This window comes from Microbacterium sp. SD291, from assembly GCF_017355365.1.
GTDB lineage: Bacteria > Actinomycetota > Actinomycetes > Actinomycetales > Microbacteriaceae > Microbacterium.
The window spans coordinates 1-16,791 of sequence record NZ_JADIJR010000027.1; the positions used below are offsets into that span (position 1 = coordinate 1).

Here is a 16,791-nt window from a genome sequence, read left to right on the forward strand (position 1 = left end):
GCGAGCCTTTTCGCGACGGGAGCGAGCTGTGGACAACTCGCGGCACGCGGGGCGGGAGCGTGGCAGAGTGCAGCGATGAAAGCCTCCAGGCCTCTGCCTCTGCATCTCGGTGCTGCGTTCCGCGTCTCGTCCGCGCAAGAGTCCGGCGTGAGTCGCGGACGGCTCGGGCGCGGCGATCTGGAGCGGCCGTTTCACGGTCTGCGCACCATCAGGGAAGCGGATGCCGGCGACCCCGATGACCCGTACGAACGGCAGGCGCTCCATCGCCAGCGCCGCATCAGGATCTATGCGCCGCGTCTGAGCCCCGGCCAGTTCTTCTCGCACGAATCAGCCGCCGCGCTGTGGCTCGCGCCGCTTCCGTTGGCCTGGATCGCCGACGACACCGGCGAGCGAGTCCGTGACCGGATCGCCCACGGCTCAGAGCTGCCGGTCCATGTGAGCACGCTCGGCGCCTCTCCGCTGGTCCGAACCGCCGGGGTGACCGCGCATCGCGCCAGAGCGCAGACGACCGAGATCGCGATGATCGACGGGATGCTGACCACGACCGCTGCGTGCACATGGGCGAGCCTCGGCGCGCTCGCGCTCACGGACCTCGTCGCCCTCGGTGACTACTTCTGCCGAGTCTGGCGGCCGGGTCCCGGCCGGCCGAATGCGGAGGCGCCGCCGATCAGCACGCGGATCGAACTCCAGAAGGCCATCGACAAGGGTCGTCGCGTCGGCATCCGCCGCCTGCGTGAGGCGATCGAACTCGTACGTGAGGATTCCTGGTCGCCTCGCGAATCAGTGGTGCGATGCCACCTCGTCTTCGCGGGCCTCCCGGAGCCCGAACTGAATCACGACGTCTTCGACGACGACGGTCGTTTCCTCGGATGCGTGGATCTCGCCTATCCGGCGCGCAAGGTCGCGATCGAGTATCAGAGCGTGATGCACAGCCGAAACTACGCCGCGGACGTCGAGCGGATCGCCGCCCTGCGCGCCGCCGGCTGGAACGTGATCGAGGTCACCGCCGCGCTCCTCGGCGCCCCCGACAAGCTGGTCGCCCGCGTCCGCGCCACCCTGCGCCACTGACCCCGGTTGGCCTCCCCTCCCGCGCTGCCGCGCTTGACCCGGCCTGACACCCGCTCCCGTCGCGAAAATGCTCGCCATTCCGCCGCCATAGCGAGCCTTTTCGCGACGGGAGCGAAGCGGGAGCAGGCAACCGACTCAGACCCGGTAGAACTCCGCGGCGTTGCGCCACATGATGGCGTCCACGTCGAAGCCGCGTGCGGTCGCCCAGTCGGCGACGACCCTCGCCCAGCGATCGCGAGCCGTGTACTGGTAGGTCGGCGAGCCGTCGGCCGGGGCATGCGGGTCCCCGGCCTCCGCCGGGCCGATCGCCGACACCGGCCAGTCGCTCCCCCACATCAGCCGGTCGGCGCCGAATGCGTCGGCTGCGGCGTCGAGGAAGGGCTGGACCTGCGCCGCGCTCCAGTCGCCTCCCGCTTCGGAGGGCAGGCCAGACAACTTGCAGAAGACCTGCGGATGCCGCGCCAGGGCGTGCAGATCCGACACCCATCCGGCCGAAGGAGCCTGCGGCGACCCCGCCGTTCCGACGACCGGCTTCCCGAGGTGATCGAGCACCATGCGCAGCTCCGGGACGGCCTGCGCGAGCCGCGCCGCCTCCGGCAGCTGCCGGTCGCGGATGCAGATGTCGAAGCTCCATCCGCGGGCCGCGACCTCGCGCGCGCCGGCGACGAACGCCGACGAGACGGCGAACCCGTCCTGCTCGCCCTGCAGGATGTGCCGGACCCCCACCACGAACCGGCTCGCGGCGAGGGCGTCGAGATGTGCCGTGGTGGCGGCTCCGCGATCGAGACGGGCGCCCGCTACGATCGCGCGGACGCCGGCCTGCGGAGCGATCGACTCCACCCAGCGGACCTCGTCGAGGTGCTGCCGCTCGACGCATTCCGCCTGCACGAACACCGCCGCCTCGTCCCGCACGCCGTCGATGCGCGCATGCTCGAGCTCGAGATCGGCGAAGGCATACGCCAGCGGGCCCTCCAGCCAGGTGTACTCGAGGACTTCGGGATCCCAGAGGTGCAGGTGTGAATCGAGAACGCGCATGTCACCATCCTGCCCCAGACATCCGATCAATGACTAGGATGACGCCATGGCTGTGACTGACGAGGCGATCGAGAAGATCAAGGCGATGATCGTGGCGGGCGAGCTCGCCCCCGGCGACCGCCTCCCCCCGGAGAAGGAACTGGCAGAGCGACTCGGACTGTCGCGCAGCTCGATGCGCGAGGCCGTGAAGGCCCTGGAGGTCATCCGGGTGCTCGACGTGCGCCGCGGCGACGGCACATACGTCACGAGCCTCGAGCCGCACCTGCTGCTGGAGGCGATCTCGTTCGTCGTCGACATGCACGACGACGACTCGATGCTGGAGATCTTCGCGGTACGGCGAATGCTGGAATCCCAGGCGACCGGCCTCGCCGCGACCCTAGGCGGCGAAGAGGAGATCGCGGCGCTCGAGCGCGAGGTCGACGGGGTCGACGCGTCGGTGAGCATCGAGGAGCTCGTCGAGCACGACATCCGCTTCCACCGCGAGATCGTCCGGATGGCGGGCAACGCCTACCTCGCCAGCCTCATCGAGCACCTGAGCAGCCAGACGGTCCGCGCGCGGGTGTGGCGCGGCGTCACGGAAGGCGGTGCCGTCGAGCGCACGCTCTCCGAGCACCGGGCGATCGCCGAGGCCATCGCGCGCCACGATCCCGCCCTCGCGACCTCGCTCGCCACCGCGCACATCGCCGGCGTCGAGCGCTGGCTGCGGCAGGCGGCATCCGCCTGATCCGCCACTGCCGGCAGCCGCCTGTCAAGACGAGCGCGCCAAGCCGTCAGGCTCCGAGCCGCACCATCGTCGCGTCGAACTCGGCCGCCGAGCTCTCACTCACGTCGTGGAACAGCATCTGCTCGATCACGTCCGGCGCGGCCGTGAAGTACGGGACGCCCGCCAGACGCAGGCCGGTGATGTCGTCGGGTGAGCGGAGGCTCGCGGCGAGCACGTTCGAGTCGCTGCCGGCGCAGACCGCCTGCATCTCGGCGATCACGGCGTCGCCGTCGATGCCGGCATCCCGCATCCGCCCGAGATAGGGCGCGATGTACTGCGCGCCGATGCTCGCGCAGGCGAGCGCCTGAGCGACCGAGTACACGGCCGTCACGAGCACCGTCGCCCCGTCGCGGACCAGAGCGGATGCCGCCGCGAACCCGTCGCGCGTCGCCGGAACCTTCACCGCGACGCGGTCACCGAGGGTGAGGATCCCCTCCGCGTTGCGGAGGAACGACGCCGTGTCCGCACCCCAGGTCTGGAAGAAGATCTCCCTCGCACCCTCGCTCTGCCAGCGGGCGTAGAGCTCCGGGATCTCCCCGGCCGTCCGCCCGCCGCGCTCGAGGATCGTGGGGTTGGTGGTCACGCCGTGCACGACACCGGCCTCGAGGAGCGCGGAGACGCGTTCGACATCGGCGCTGTCGACATAGAGACGGGGGGCGAGCGCAGTCATCGGATCTCCTCGGGGACAACCTGTCGTTACAGGCTGTGATTCGGCTAATGTAATGACAGCCACGGAGGATGTCAAAGAAGTCCGGGGCCCGAGAGACGGACGCCGTCGACGACCAGCAGGAGCGCCATGACACCCGCCACCCTCCCGGACCGCAGCGGCGTGGTCATCGTCGGCAGCGTCACGGCCGACGTGACGACCTTCTCGGAGCGGCTGCCCGCCCGAGGTGAGACGATCCTCGGCGACGAGTTCACCCTCATGCTCGGCGGCAAGGGCGCGAACCAGGCCGTGGCCGCAGGCCGCTCCGGCGCTCGCACGAGCTTCGTCGGGTGCGTGGGCGACGACCTCTTCCACGACCTCGTCGTGAACGGGCTGTCCGAGGCCGGCGTCGACCTCACCCACCTGCGTACCGTGCCGGGGCCCACCGGCATCGCCCACATCCGCGTCGACGCCTCCGCGCAGAACGACATCGTGATGGTGCCGCTCGCCAACGCCGCGCTCAGTGCCGAGCAGGTCGACACGGCGCTCGCGGCGCTGGCGCCGACGACATCCGTCCTGCTCACCCAGCTCGAGACGCCGTCGAGCCTCACCGCGCACATCACCGCGCGCGCCCGCGAGCACGGGATGACCGTGATCCTCGACCCGGCGCCCGCGGCACCGCTGCCCGACGACCTGTGGCGCAGCATCGACATCGTCACCCCGAACGAGACCGAGGCCACGCTCATCAGCGGAGTCGAGGTGACGGATGCCGCAACGGCGGAGCAGGCCGGACGCTGGTTCCTCGACCGGGGCGTCGGCGCCGCCGTGATCACGCTCGCAGGACAGGGCTCCTGCGTCGTGACCGCCGACGGAGCAACCGTCGTCCCGCCGTTCCCTGTCGAAGCCGTCGACACCACCGCCGCGGGCGACGCCTACGCGGGCTACCTCGGCGCGGCACTCGCGAACGGCGGATCGCTGACGGATGCCGTTCGTCTCGCGACCGCGGCCGGCGCCCTCGCCGTGACCAGGCAGGGCGCGTCGCCGAGCCTGCCGCTGCGCGCGGAGGTCGACGCCTTCCTGTCCGAACGAGAAGCCGAACGAGAAGCCGAACGAGAAGCCCAACGAGACGCCCGCTGAGGAGCACCCATGCGCAAGACCGCGACGACGATCAACCCGGCGCTCTCCCGGGTCATCAGCGAGACCGGGCACACCGACCTGCTCGTCGTGACCGACGCCGGGCTCCCCATCCCGCCGGGGTCCGAGCGGATCGACCTGGCGTACCGTCCTGGTGCGCCGGCGTTCCTCGACGTGCTCGACACCGTGCTCGCCGAGCTGGTCGTCGAGGGCGCCACGGTCTCAGCCGAGGTCGCCGAGAAGAGCCCAGAGGTCCTCGCGGCGCTCCGCGAGCGCTTCGCCGGGATGGGCTTCGAGATCGAGCTGGTGCCGCACGTCGAGTTCAAGAAGCTCACACACGGCGCGAGGGCGTTCGTGCGCTCCGGCGAGTTCACCCCGTACGCGAACGTGATCCTGCATGCCGGGGTGGCGTACTGACATGAGCGAGACCACGGATGCCATCGACCGCCGCTCCGCGGCCCCGATGTACGACCAGCTGCGCCGGCTGATCGTCGACGGCATCGCCAGAGACGGACTGCAGCCGGGCGACCCGCTGCCCGGCGAGCACCGGCTCTGCGAGCGGTACGGCATCTCCCGCACGGTCGTGCGGCAGGCGCTCGCGCAGCTCGAGCACGAGGGCCTCGTCGAGCGGGTCAAGGGCAAGGGCACCTTCGTGTCGCGGCCTCGCACCAGCGAGCACCTCGTGCACACCCTGGTCGGGCTATACGACGACGTGGAGCGCCGCGGCGGGCACGTCCACAGCGATGTGCTGCGACATGAGCTCATCGACGCCGACGACGAGATCGCGGCAGCGCTGGAGGTCGAGGCCGGTTCGCCCGTCGTGGTGCTCGATCGCCTCCGTCACGTCGACGGCGAACCGTGGTCACTCTCGACCACCTGGATGCCGGAGCAGGTCGGCCGGGTCACGCTGGGCGCGGATCTCGCCGAGGCCTCGCTGTACCGGCTGCTCGCGCAGCAGGGCTTCGTGGCGACGCACGGAGTGCGCTCGGCCGAGGCGACGGTCGCCACGCACGAGCAGGCGCAGCATCTCGGCGTGAGTGCGGGGTCGGCGCTGCTGCGGCTGCGCAGCGTGAGCCGCGACGCGTCCGGAACGCCGATCGAGTACTTCGTGGCGCATCACCGCGGCGACCGCTCGCGCTTCGAGTTCCAGCTGCAGCAGGAGCAGTCGCAGGCGTCGCTGCTGCATGTCGGCGGCGACGGCGCCACTTCCCGCGCAGGCACCGCCGGCTGAGCACCCCGGTAGTCTCGACTCCATGAGCGACTGGACCAGCACCGCGATCGCCCTGCTGGAAGCCGACGCGAACCGCAGCGCCGACACGCATCTGCACCTGTTCCCGCTGCCGACGGAGTGGGGCATCGATCTGTACCTGAAGGACGAGTCGGTGCATCCGACCGGCTCCCTCAAGCACCGCCTCGCGCGCTCGCTGATCCTGTACGGCCTGGTCAACGGCCGCATCCGCGAGGACACCGTCCTGGTGGAGTCCTCCAGCGGATCGACCGCCGTGTCGGAGGCGTACTTCGCGCGGATGCTGGGACTGACGTTCATCACGGTCGTCCCCCGCTCGACCAGCCAGGAGAAGATCGACCTGATCGAGTTCTACGGCGGGCGCTGCCACTTCGTCGACGCGGCCTCGGACATCTCACCCGAGGCGCAGCGGCTGGCCTCGGACTGCCGCGGGCACTACCTCGACCAGTTCACGTACGCCGAGCGGGCGACCGACTGGCGCGGCAACAACAACATCGCCGAGAGCGTGTTCAGCCAGCTCTCGCAGGAGCGGCATCCGGTCCCCCGCTGGATCGTCGTGGGCGCCGGCACCGGCGGCACCAGCGCGACCTTCGGCCGGTACGTCAAGTACCGGCGGCACGACACCCGGATCGCGGTCGTCGATCCCGAAGGCTCGGCGTTCTACGACGGCTGGGCGGGGACGACGGATGCTCCGGCCGGCCGGCCGAGCCGCATCGAGGGCATCGGCAGGCCGCGAGTCGAGCCGTCGTTCGTGCCGAGCGTGATCCACGAGATGCTGCAGATCCCGGACGCCGGCTCGATCGCCGCCATCCGCCTGCTGAAGGAGCGCACCCTGCACTGGGCGGGCGGCTCCACGGGCACGAACCTGTACGGCGCGTTCCAGCTGATCGCCCGGATGCGGGCCGCAGGCGAGACCGGCAGCGTCGTCACGCTGATCTGCGACGGCGGCGCCCGCTACGCCGGCACCTACTACTCCGACGACTGGGTCGCCGGGCAGGGCTGGGACCTCGCCCCGCACCGCGCGCGCCTCGACCGGTTCCTGGAGACCGGCGACTGGGTGGAGTGACCGCGCATGCGAGACCTGGGTACGCTGTCGGCATGACCACTCTCATCCTCACTGTCGCGGGTGCTGACCGGCCGGGCCTCGTCGCCGCGGTCGCCGATGTCGTCGATGCGCACGGCGGCAACTGGGAGAACAGCCGTCTGTCCGAGCTCGCCGGCACGTTCGCCGGCGTGATCGAGGTGTCCGTCGCCCCGGATCGCGCGCGGGAGTTCCAGGCGGCGCTGCGCGGGCTCGAGGGGCTGCTGACCGTCTCGGTCCTCACCGGCTCGGAGGAAGCGGATGCCGCCAGCGAGCGACTGTTGTCGATCCAGGTGCTGGGCAACGACCGCCCCGGCATCGTCCGCGAGGTGTCCGCAGCCCTGAACGCGCATGCCCTGAGCATCGAGGAGCTCACCACCGAGACCCGGGATGCCGCGATGGCCGGAGGGCGCCTGTTCGAGGCGTCGGTCACGGCGAAGGTCCCGGCATCCGTCGACCTCGACGACCTGCGCGCCGACCTCGAGCGCCTCGCCACCGAGATCCAGGTGGACATCAGCCTGCGCTGAATCGGCGCGTACGCGTCAGCGGGCGACTGCCTCGCCGTTCGGCGCCTCCGCGTCCGAGTACCGGCGCACCCAGTACTCGGTGTACGCCACGTGGGCGGATGCCGCCGCGGATGCGGCGACGGGATCGGCCGCCGCGAGGCCGCGCAGGATCGCCCGGTGCCCCTCGTCGGAATGCGTCTTCAGCTCGGCGGCATCGTGCGCATCGGGGATCCGGTAGGCGCGCGACCGCGACCTCAGCACGTTGATCAGGCTCGTGAGCGCGTCGTTCCCGGCGACCTCGGAGATCGTCATGTGGAACTGGTGGTCGAGACGCGAGTGCTTCTCGAAGTCGTCGCTCGCCTCGATCTCGTCGAGCAGGAGCGCGAGCCTGTCCACTGTGTCCTGATCCATGCGCGCCGCGGCGAGCGCCGCCGCGTGCGGCTCCAGGATGCGCCGGAGCTCGGTGAGCTCGAGCACGCCGGCCATGGGCAGCAGTCCCACGGTCAGCGAGAGACTCCCGATCAGGTCGGCCGCACGGAGCTCGCCGACGTAGCTGCCGGAGCCGTGGCGGGTCTCCAGCACGCCGAGGGCCGCGAGCATCCGGATCGCCTCACGCAGCGAACCGCGCGACACCCCGAGCCGTTCGCACAGCTCGCCCTCGCTCGGCAGCCGATCCCCCGGGCGCAGCGCGCCGTCGGCGATCAGCGTCCGCAGCCCGTGAAGCGCCGTGTCCAACGCGCTCATCGTCATCCTCCCCGACGCCCCCAACTCTCCTGCGAGTCTGTCGGATGTCGACCATCTCGCATATTCGTATAACAACTTGAGGCAATTCTCCGTTATTTATGGCGTAATGGGAACCCGTATGGCAAAGTTGTGCAACAACTCGCCCGACTTCCCGATGAGGACCGATGCCCGCTGCTTCCTTCCCCGCACCGCTCACGCTGACCTCCGGCGCCCGCGCACGGGACGCGTGGCCGCTGGATCCGGCCGTGGTCCACCTCAACCACGGGTCGTTCGGCGCTGTCCCCACCGCGGTCGTCACGCACCAGGACGAGCAGCGCCGGCAGGCCGACCTCAGCCCGGTCGAGTGGTTCCCGCGCCTCGGCGAGCGGGTGCGGCTGGCGCGCGAGCGCACCGCGCCGTTCGTCGGCGCCCACGCTGACGACAGCGTCTTCGTGCCCAACGCCTCGGCCGCGGCGACTGTGGTCTACAACGCGCTGCGGCTCGAGAGCGGCGACGAGATCCTCGTCACCGACCACGGCTACGGTGCGGTGACGATGGGGGCCGAGCGGCTCGGGCGCCGGTTCGGCGCCGCGGTGCGCACCGTCGCCCTGCCCCTGCTCGCCTCCGACGACGAGGTCGTCCAGCGCTTCGCCGATGCGATCACCGACCGCACGCGGCTCATCGTCGTCGACCAGATCACCTCCCCCACCGCACGGCTGCTGCCGACCCGGCGCATCTCCGACATCGCCGCCGCCCGAGGCGTGCGCACGCTCGTCGACGGCGCGCACGCCCCCGGCCTCATCGTCGACGCGGCAGCGGCTGCAGGCGGCGACTGGTGGTTCGGCAATCTGCACAAGTGGCCGTGCGCCCCGCGCGGCTCGGCGCTCCTGGTGACCCAGGCCGAGGATCGCGACGAGCTGTGGCCGCTCATCGACTCCTGGGCCGCGAACGAGCCGTATCCGACGAGGTTCGACACCCAGGGCACGATCGACGCGACCACGTATCTGAGCACCCCGGCCGCGATCGACTTCGTCGAGAGCGAGTTCGGCTGGGCCGCCGCCCGCGAGGCGATGGACCGGATGGCGGATGCCGGTGCCGAGGCGATCGCCGAGGCGCTCCGCCCCTACGGGGACGAGGACCCGCTCACGCCGCTCCCGTCGCCGGTGCCCTCCATGCGCCTGATCAGGCTGCCCCTCGGCCTCGGCGCCACCCGGAAGGAGGCCGACGCGCTGCGCATGGAGCTGCTCGACGAGACCGCGGTGGAGACCGCGTTCACCAGCTTCCGCGGCATCGGCTACTTCCGGCTCTCCGTCCACCTGTACACCGAGGCATCCGACATCGATGCCTTCGTGGAGCGCTGCATCCCGCAGATCCTCCAGCGCGCCGGCATCCGCTCGGCCGCACCCCTTGTCATCTCCTGACCGACCCGAACACCCAACCCAAGAGAGAGGCATCTCGTGAAGAACAAGATCTTGACGACCGCAGCAGGAATCGGCACCGTCGCCGTCCTGGCGCTCACCGGCTGCACGCCCGGAGGCGGAGCGTCCTCCGACGGCACCGTCACCCTGCAGATGGTCGAGAGCCTGACCAACCCCGCCCGCACCGAGCTGATCCGCGGGCTGCTCGACGACTTCGAGGCGGAGAACCCGAAGATCAAGGTCAATCTCGTCTCCCCGCCGACCGAGCAGGCCGACCAGAAGATCCAGCAGATGCTGCAGTCCGGCAAGGGCGTCGACGTGCTCGAGGTCCGCGACATCACGGTCGGCCCGTTCGCGAACAACGGCTGGCTGTACGACCTCTCCGCCGATCTGGAGAAGTGGGACGGCTGGGACGCCCTCACCGACAACGCGAAGTCCGCGTCGGTCGCCGACGACGGCAAGAGCTACTTCGTGCCCTACGGCTTCTACGGCCTGTCGCTGTTCTACCGCACCGACCTCGTCGATGCGGCCGGCTTCGACGGTCCCCCGCACAGCTGGGAAGACCTCCTCGAGCAGGCATCCGCTATCCAGGACCCGTCGAACAACATCTACGGGTACGCGTTCCGCGGCGGCCAGAACGCCAACAGCAACGTCGTGGCGGCGATCGAGGCGTACACGATCGACGGCCTCGACGTCGACGACGCCTTCCTGATGGAGGACGGCTCGACGATCTTCGCGGCTCCAGAGGCGCAGGATGCCGTCGACGACTACTTCGCCCTGTTCGAGAAGGCCTCTCCGCCTTCGGCCGTCTCGTGGGGCTACCCCGAGATGGTGGCGGGCTTCACGAACGGCACCACGGCGTTCCTGCTGCAGGACCCGGAGGTCATCGCCACGGTGCAGGATTCCTCGCTCACCGAGGACCAGTGGGACACCGCACCTCTCCTGGTCGGGCCCTCGGGCAAGGCCGCGCAGCCGCTGGCAGTCGCCGGCTGGGGCGTCGCCGAGACCAGCGAGAACAAGGACGCGGCAGTGAAGCTCGTGGAGTTCCTCTCCTCGGCCGAGCCCGCCACCGAGTTCGCGCAGGCGAACAGCCTCGTGCCGATCATCACCGAGGCCGCTGACGACGAGTTCTACTCATCCGGACCGTGGACGAGCTACGTCACGATGACGGAGGACCCGGAGACCTACGTCAACGTGCGCCAGCCGCGTGGTGTGAGCTGGTGGACCGAGTGGATCCAGAAGGCCGATCAGGATGTGCAGAACGTGCTGCTGGGCAACATGTCCTCCAGAGACCTGCTGAAGTCGTGGGACGCCTTCTGGACGGAGAAGTACGCCGCGGAGAAGGGCTGACCCGTGGCATCCGCACTTCGTGAGGGAGGCTCCGCCGGCACCGCCGGCGGAGCCTCCCCGCCCGCCCGCCGCCGCCCGTTCCGCGGCCGCCACGCGCTGACGCTCTTCGCGTTCATGGTGCCGGCGATCGTGTTCGTGTGCTGGTTCACGTACTGGCCGATGCTGCAGGGCGCTCGCATGGCGTTCCACGACTGGAACCTGTGGGACCTCACGTCGACGCCGTTCGTCGGGTTCGACAACTTCCTCGCGGTGTTCCGCGACCCGGCGTTCCCGACCGTCGCCTGGAACTCGGTGCTCTGGGTGGTCGGCTCGCTCGTGCCGCAGCTGGTGATCGGGTTCCTGATCGCACTCGCGCTGCGCAAGCGCTTCCGCTTCCGGGGCCTGTACCAAGCGCTCGTGTTCTTCCCGTGGGCCGTGTCCGGCTTCCTGATCGGGATGCTGTTCCGCTGGATGTTCAACGCCGAGTTCGGCGTCGTCAACGACCTGCTCATGAAGGCCGGTCTCATCGACGCCCCGCTGCCGTGGCTGGCCGACCCGAAGCTGGCGATGTTCGCGGTGATCGTCGCCAACATCTGGTACGGCGTGACGTTCTTCGCGATCATGATCCTCGCCGCACTCCAGTCCGTCCCGGACGAGATGCTGGAGGCCGCGAGCATCGACGGCGCCGGCAAGGTCAGGCAGCTGTTCTCGATCATCATCCCGTACATCTCGATGACGCTCCTGCTCACGGTGCTGCTGCGGGTGATCTGGATCTTCAACTTCCCCGACGTCATCTACGCGATGACGAACGGCGGCCCGGCGAACCAGACCCACATCATCACCACGTGGATGATCAACTACACGCAGCAGGGCAACTACGGCATCGCGAGCGCGATCGGCCTGATCGTCGTCGCATTCCTGTTCGTGTTCTGCGCGTTCTACCTGATGGCGATGCGGAGGGTGCAGCGATGACCGTCACCGAGACCACGACCGAGACCCGGCGTCTCACCGTGCCGAACCCGGCATCCGCCCCTCGCCCGAAGCCGCGGGTCACCGTCGGCGGCGTCATCCGCGTCGTCGGCCTCGCGCTGTGGCTCGTGATCACGCTGTTCCCGCTGTACTGGATCGCGCTGACGTCGATCAAGTCGCCTGGGACGATCAACAGGTTCCCCATCGAGTACTGGCCGAGCGAGCCGTCGTTCGAGAACTACGTCAGCCTGTTCGAGAAGAGCTCGTTCGGGGTCTTCCTCGGCAACTCGGCGCTGGTGGCGATCATCGGCGGCGGGGTCGCGACGCTGATCGCGCTGCTGAGCGCGTACGTGCTCGCCCGGTTCGAGTTCCGCGGCAAGGGCACGGTGCTGATCGCGTTCCTGCTCACGCAGATGATCCCCGCGTTCATCGCGCTCGGGCCGTTGTACTCGATGATGACCGACCTGGGGCTCGTCGACACCAAGCCGGGGCTGATCCTCGTGTACATCGCGATCTGCATCCCGTTCTCCACGGTCATGCTGCGCGGCTTCTTCGAGAACGTCCCCGACGCGCTCGAAGAGGCGGCGATGATCGACGGATGCTCGCGGCTCGGCGCCCTGTTCCGGGTGCTCGTGCCGGTGATGACGCCGGGCATCATCGCCGCGTTCATCTTCAACTTCGTGAACTGCTGGAACGAGCTGTTCCTGTCGGTGGTGCTGATGAACACCGACGCGAACCGCACGGTGCCGTCGGCGCTGAACGGGTTCATCTCGACGTTCAACATCGACTGGGGCTCGATGAGCGCCGCGGCGGTCTTGACGATCCTGCCGACCATGGCGATGTTCGCGCTCGCGAGCCGCTGGATCGTGCAGGGCCTGACCGCCGGCGCCGTGAAGGAGTAGGTTTCCCCGCCCCGCCGACGCCCCATCAGACCGCCGACGCCCCTCCTGAGATACGTCACTCAGGAGGGGCGTCGTCGCGCAGGTGGGGCGCCGAGCGAACCTGACGGGTCAGACGGCGCCCCGCGCGGGTCAGACCAGGCGGCGCTTCGGCGACACCGAGTACGTGGCCTCGGCATCGCGGTTCACGACGTCGCCGAGGGCGGTGTCGATGGCCGCCAGCGTGTCGGCGTCGAGCTTCACGCCGGAGGCCTTGACGGTCTCGGCGAGCTGCTCAGGGCGGGATGCTCCGACCAGGGCCGCGGCGATGTTCGGGTTCTGCAGCACCCACGCGATCGCGAGCTGCGGCATCGACAGGCCCGCCTGCTCGGCGATCGGCTTGAGCCGCTGCACCGCCTCGAGGATGTCGTCTTGCAGGAAGCCCTTGATGAAGTCGGCGCCCGAGTGCGGGTCGGTCGCGCGCGAGCCGTCCGGCACCGGCTGACCGGGCAGGTACTTGCCGCTGAGCACGCCCTGCGCCATCGGCGACCAGACGATCTGCGAGATGCCGAGCTCTTCCGACGCCGGCACGACCTTGCCCTCGATCACGCGGTGCAGCATCGAGTACTGCGGCTGGTTCGAGATGAGCTGCACGCCCAGCTGCTTTGCCAGCGCGTGGCCGTCGCGCAGCTGCTCGGCCGTCCACTCGGAGACGCCGATGTACAGCGCCTTGCCCTGCCGGACGACGTCGGCGAAGGCCTGGAATGTCTCCTCGAGCGGGGTCTCGTAGTCGAACCGGTGCGCCTGGTAGAGGTCGACGTAGTCGGTGCCGAGGCGCTTGAGCGATCCGTCGATGGATTCGAGGATGTGCTTGCGGGAGAGCCCGGTGTCGTTGGGGCCCTTCGGGCCGGTCGGGAAGTAGACCTTCGTGAAGATCTCCAGCCCCTCGCGGCGCTGCCCCTCGAGGGCCCTGCCGAGCACGACCTCGGCGGCCGTGTTCGCGTAGGTGTCTGCGGTGTCGAACGTCGTGATGCCGGCATCCAGTGCCGCGTGGACCGTCTTGACCGCGGCGTCGTCACCGACCTGCGAGGCGTGCGTGACCCAGTTGCCGTAGGTGATCTCAGAGACCTTGAGACCGCTGTTGCCGAGATAGCGATAGTTGACCATGCTGCAACGCTACCCGCCGGTGCGGACGTCGAGGGTGGATTTCCGTGACCGGTCTCAGTATGTGACGGATGCGGCGGCGGATGCTTCCTGCGCTCGGGTCGCGGCGCGCGTCCGGATCGACGCCACGACGACACCTGCCAGCAGGAGCACGCCCGCGAAAGCGCTGACCGCGTAGAACGGCAGCATCCCGCGAAGCATCACTCCTCCCCCGATCATGTACGTGTCGGCGAGTGCCATGCCGGGGAGGAACGACATGTGGAAGAGCACCGGAGCGCCCAGCATGAGAAGGCTCAGGAAGACCATCGCCGGAATCGCCGGGTGCGCACGTGCGCGTACCGCGACCACGGCTCCGACGAGGGCGATGAGCACGCCGACGCTGAGGAACACCACGGGGACGACGTCGTTCAATGACTCGCCTGCCGCACTGAGCTCGGCCCTGATCTCGTCGAGGCTGCGCCCCGGCGCGGCGGCGAGAGGCGTGAGCACCAGGAGCTGCAGCAATCCCAGCCCCGCGTACAGCGCCATCGCGACCACCCCGCCGATCGACACCCACAGCGTCTGACGTCTCCGGTTCATGCGCTCACGCTAGAGCGGCCGGCTGGGAGTCGCCCGACACTCGCCGGCCGCCGAGCGGATGCCGCTGGCTCAGGTCGACGCCGACGCCGACGCCGCAGCCGACGCCGCAGCCGGAGGCGATGGTGTTGGTGGCGAAGGCGTCGTCACGATCTCGGCGCGATCGCGGAAGCCCTCGGCGGTCACCCGGTCGAGCGCGACCTGCTTGCGGATAGCCGCAGCCTTCTCGTACAGCGACGGGTCGCCGTACGACGTGAGCACCTTCACGAGCACGGGCAGCAGCTCGATCATGAAGAACAGCGCCGCGATCAGCAGGTGCGCCCACAGGATCGTCGGCTCCTTCTCACTCAGCCGGTTCAGCCCGCTGATCTGACTGAGCAGGCCGATCGCTCCGGCGTTGCCCTGTGCCACGGCATCCGCCCTCGCGTTGTAGGCGGCGAGCGCCGCGTCGTAGCTCTCGCGGGCCGCGGGCAGCTGCGACTGCGCCTCCTCGCGGTTCTGCGTCTCGGAGGCCGCCGTGTTCTCCTTGGCCGAGGTGCCGGCTGCGGCCAGCTCCTCGTTGGCGGTGCGGAGCTGGGCGCCCAGGGCGTCGTATGTCTGCTGCGCCTCAGCGAGCTGGGCCTCGGCGGCATCCGAGCTCGCGCCCTCGCCGTTGACGCCGGTGCAGCCCGGCACGGTGCCCGCGCCCTCGCCGGTGAGCTCGCACTGGTACAGGATCCTCGCCTGGTCGATGACCGCCTGCTGTGCGGTCATCTTCGCGGTGAGGTCGTCGACCGTGGCCTGCGCCGCCGATTCGCTGGCGGATGACGATTCGGTGCCGGCGACGATGCCGGTGGCCGCCTGGTTCTCCAGCGCGGCGAGGCGATCGGATGCCGAGTCCATCGCGATCTTCTCTGGGCCGGACTCGAGCGCCTCCTGATCGGATTGCGCCTGCACGATGTTGGTCGCGGCGACCTCGCGGGCGATGTCGTTGTGGAAGATCTGCAGCACGAGCGGCTCGGCGACCACGAATCCGATGATCGCCGCCATGATCACACGAGGGATCGCGAGCCCGATCAGCTTCCACACGTTGCGCGTGGAGGTCATCGTCGAGGTGAGGAACCGGTCGAGGTTGAAGATGATGAGCGCCCACACGATCGCGAGGGGCACGGCCAGCCAGATCGCGGCCTGCACGCCGGTCGTCAGCGCGAACAGCATCGAGATCGCGGAGACGAGCGCCGTGCCGGCGAGCACGAAGAACATCTGCACGAAGCGGGGCGTCTCGCCGGGCACCCTGTCGAGGATCTCGCCCTCGGCGCCGCCGAGGATCGCGAGCGTGCGCAGACGGAAGCCCGGCGTGCGCGGCTTCCGAACGCGCTTCGGGCGGGGTGCACGCGGTGGGCGCGGGGAGCGGGGAGCGGATGCCGGCGCCTCACGCTCGTCGACGTCGCCGCCCGGGTCGATCACAGCCGTCGGGTGCGTGGCGGTGTCTGCGGCATCCGTCTCCCGAGCGGTCGCCGAGCCTGCGCCGGCCGGTTCGAAGCTGCGCAGGAAATCGAGGTCGTCGTCGGAGACCGTGCCGTCCGGGGCGTCGGTCTCGAACGAGATCCGCCCCTGCGAGTCCATCCGTCCGGGGCGATGCGCGGAGTAAGCCATCCTCCGAGGGTAGGAAACTCCGCCTGTGCGAAGCCCGGACGATCCCTGCGAACCGCTCACAGGTTGGGGGATGCGCGAGTGCGCCGCGGATGCCAGGCTGGTCGCATGAAGACCCTGCTGCTCGCCCGCCACGCGAAGTCGGACTGGGGCTTCCCCGGCCTCGCCGATCATGACAGGCCGCTCAACGCACGGGGCCGGCGCGATGCTCCCGCGATGGCGCAGCGCCTCGTCGACGACGAGCTCGGACTCGACCGCATCGTGTCGAGCAGCGCTGCGCGCGCGCAGAGCACCGCGGGCGAGTACGCCGCGGCGTTCGGGCTCGCGGTCGTCGAGGAGGAGCTGCTGTACGCGGCATCCGCTCGTGCGATCCTCGCGATCGCCGCGGCGCTGCCCGAGGACAGCAGTGTCGCGATGCTCGTCGGCCACAATCCCGGCATGAGCGACGCGGTGGCCGAGCTCACCGGCCAGTTCGTGCAGATGCCCACCTGCGCGATCGCGGAGTGCGCGGTCGACATCGGCTCGTGGGACGAGCTGATCGAGGGGACAGGCCGGCTGCTCCGCATCCACACGCCTTAGCTCCTGCGCGCCGGCTCCGCCACCGCGTCTGGATGGGCGGCTCT

18 protein-coding genes are annotated in these 16,791 nt (G+C 69.7%); 12 read left to right on the forward strand and 6 right to left on the reverse strand.

Going from position 1 to position 16,791, the window contains the following annotated elements:
- Positions 1–147 precede the first annotated feature (147 nt).
- A complete protein-coding gene (locus tag IPV10_RS13345; protein ID WP_207484636.1) occupies positions 148–1,068 on the forward strand; it encodes a hypothetical protein in 921 nt (306 codons plus the stop codon).
- Positions 1,069–1,203: 135 nt separating this feature from the next.
- On the opposite strand, the gene IPV10_RS13350 is transcribed toward IPV10_RS13345, so the two are convergent.
- Positions 1,204–2,103 (reverse strand): amidohydrolase, encoded by a 900-nt coding sequence (locus IPV10_RS13350; RefSeq protein ID WP_207484638.1) that lies wholly within the window; start codon positions 2,101–2,103, stop codon positions 1,204–1,206.
- A gap of 46 nt (positions 2,104–2,149) precedes the next feature.
- Here IPV10_RS13350 and IPV10_RS13355 point away from each other — a divergent pair, with 46 nt between their 5' ends.
- Positions 2,150–2,827: a FadR/GntR family transcriptional regulator gene (locus IPV10_RS13355; protein ID WP_207484640.1), complete on the forward strand. Its 678-nt coding sequence runs from the start codon at positions 2,150–2,152 to the stop codon at positions 2,825–2,827.
- Between the two features lie 46 nt (positions 2,828–2,873).
- Here IPV10_RS13355 and IPV10_RS13360 read toward each other — a convergent pair whose 3' ends face one another.
- Positions 2,874–3,536 carry a transaldolase family protein gene (locus IPV10_RS13360; protein ID WP_207484642.1) on the reverse strand — a complete coding sequence of 221 codons (663 nt, stop codon included), beginning with the start codon at positions 3,534–3,536 and terminating at the stop codon, positions 2,874–2,876.
- A gap of 126 nt (positions 3,537–3,662) precedes the next feature.
- Between IPV10_RS13360 and IPV10_RS13365 the strand changes: the two genes are divergently transcribed.
- The 5 genes from IPV10_RS13365 to IPV10_RS13385 are packed head-to-tail and all read left to right on the forward strand — an operon-like array spanning position 3,663 to position 7,500.
- Complete coding sequence (locus IPV10_RS13365) at positions 3,663–4,649, forward strand: ribokinase (protein WP_207484644.1); 987 nt, start codon at positions 3,663–3,665, stop codon at positions 4,647–4,649.
- A gap of 9 nt (positions 4,650–4,658) precedes the next feature.
- Positions 4,659–5,063, forward strand: coding sequence for a D-ribose pyranase (gene rbsD / locus IPV10_RS13370; RefSeq protein ID WP_207484646.1), 405 nt, complete (start codon positions 4,659–4,661; stop codon positions 5,061–5,063).
- Between the two features lies 1 nt (position 5,064).
- Positions 5,065–5,877 carry a GntR family transcriptional regulator gene (locus IPV10_RS13375; protein WP_207484647.1) on the forward strand — a complete coding sequence of 271 codons (813 nt, stop codon included), beginning with the start codon at positions 5,065–5,067 and terminating at the stop codon, positions 5,875–5,877.
- Positions 5,878–5,899: 22 nt separating this feature from the next.
- The gene (locus IPV10_RS13380) at positions 5,900–6,958 is read left to right on the forward strand and encodes a PLP-dependent cysteine synthase family protein (RefSeq protein WP_207484649.1); all 1,059 of its coding nucleotides are present in this window, start codon (positions 5,900–5,902) and stop codon (positions 6,956–6,958) included.
- Between the two features lie 32 nt (positions 6,959–6,990).
- The gene (locus tag IPV10_RS13385; protein WP_207484650.1) at positions 6,991–7,500 is read left to right on the forward strand and encodes a glycine cleavage system protein R; all 510 of its coding nucleotides are present in this window, start codon (positions 6,991–6,993) and stop codon (positions 7,498–7,500) included.
- A gap of 15 nt (positions 7,501–7,515) precedes the next feature.
- Here IPV10_RS13385 and IPV10_RS13390 read toward each other — a convergent pair whose 3' ends face one another.
- A complete protein-coding gene (locus IPV10_RS13390; protein WP_207484652.1) occupies positions 7,516–8,223 on the reverse strand; it encodes a FadR/GntR family transcriptional regulator in 708 nt (235 codons plus the stop codon).
- A gap of 164 nt (positions 8,224–8,387) precedes the next feature.
- Here IPV10_RS13390 and IPV10_RS13395 point away from each other — a divergent pair, with 164 nt between their 5' ends.
- The 4 genes from IPV10_RS13395 to IPV10_RS13410 are packed head-to-tail and all read left to right on the forward strand — an operon-like array spanning position 8,388 to position 12,820.
- On the forward strand, positions 8,388–9,623 hold the full coding sequence (locus IPV10_RS13395; protein ID WP_207484653.1) for an aminotransferase class V-fold PLP-dependent enzyme: 1,236 nt from the start codon (positions 8,388–8,390) through the stop codon (positions 9,621–9,623).
- Positions 9,624–9,659: 36 nt separating this feature from the next.
- Positions 9,660–10,970: a sugar ABC transporter substrate-binding protein gene (locus IPV10_RS13400; protein WP_207484655.1), complete on the forward strand. Its 1,311-nt coding sequence runs from the start codon at positions 9,660–9,662 to the stop codon at positions 10,968–10,970.
- Positions 10,971–10,973: 3 nt separating this feature from the next.
- Complete coding sequence (locus IPV10_RS13405) at positions 10,974–11,921, forward strand: carbohydrate ABC transporter permease (protein WP_207484656.1); 948 nt, start codon at positions 10,974–10,976, stop codon at positions 11,919–11,921.
- Positions 11,918–12,820, forward strand: a complete 903-nt coding sequence (locus tag IPV10_RS13410; protein WP_207484658.1) for a carbohydrate ABC transporter permease — start codon at positions 11,918–11,920, stop codon at positions 12,818–12,820. The genes IPV10_RS13405 and IPV10_RS13410 overlap by 4 nt, the downstream gene beginning before the upstream one ends.
- A gap of 129 nt (positions 12,821–12,949) precedes the next feature.
- Here IPV10_RS13410 and IPV10_RS13415 read toward each other — a convergent pair whose 3' ends face one another.
- From IPV10_RS13415 to IPV10_RS13425, 3 genes are all read right to left on the reverse strand, one after another.
- Entirely contained in the window at positions 12,950–13,963 is a 1,014-nt protein-coding gene (locus tag IPV10_RS13415) for an aldo/keto reductase family protein (protein ID WP_207484659.1), read from the reverse strand.
- 54 nt (positions 13,964–14,017) lie between these two features.
- Entirely contained in the window at positions 14,018–14,539 is a 522-nt protein-coding gene (locus tag IPV10_RS13420) for a hypothetical protein (protein WP_207484660.1), read from the reverse strand.
- 69 nt (positions 14,540–14,608) lie between these two features.
- Positions 14,609–16,171 carry a DUF4407 domain-containing protein gene (locus IPV10_RS13425; protein ID WP_207484662.1) on the reverse strand — a complete coding sequence of 521 codons (1,563 nt, stop codon included), beginning with the start codon at positions 16,169–16,171 and terminating at the stop codon, positions 14,609–14,611.
- A gap of 105 nt (positions 16,172–16,276) precedes the next feature.
- On the opposite strand from IPV10_RS13425, the gene IPV10_RS13430 reads away from it, so the two are divergent.
- On the forward strand, positions 16,277–16,747 hold the full coding sequence (locus IPV10_RS13430) for a histidine phosphatase family protein (protein WP_207484663.1): 471 nt from the start codon (positions 16,277–16,279) through the stop codon (positions 16,745–16,747).
- Positions 16,748–16,791 lie beyond the last annotated feature (44 nt).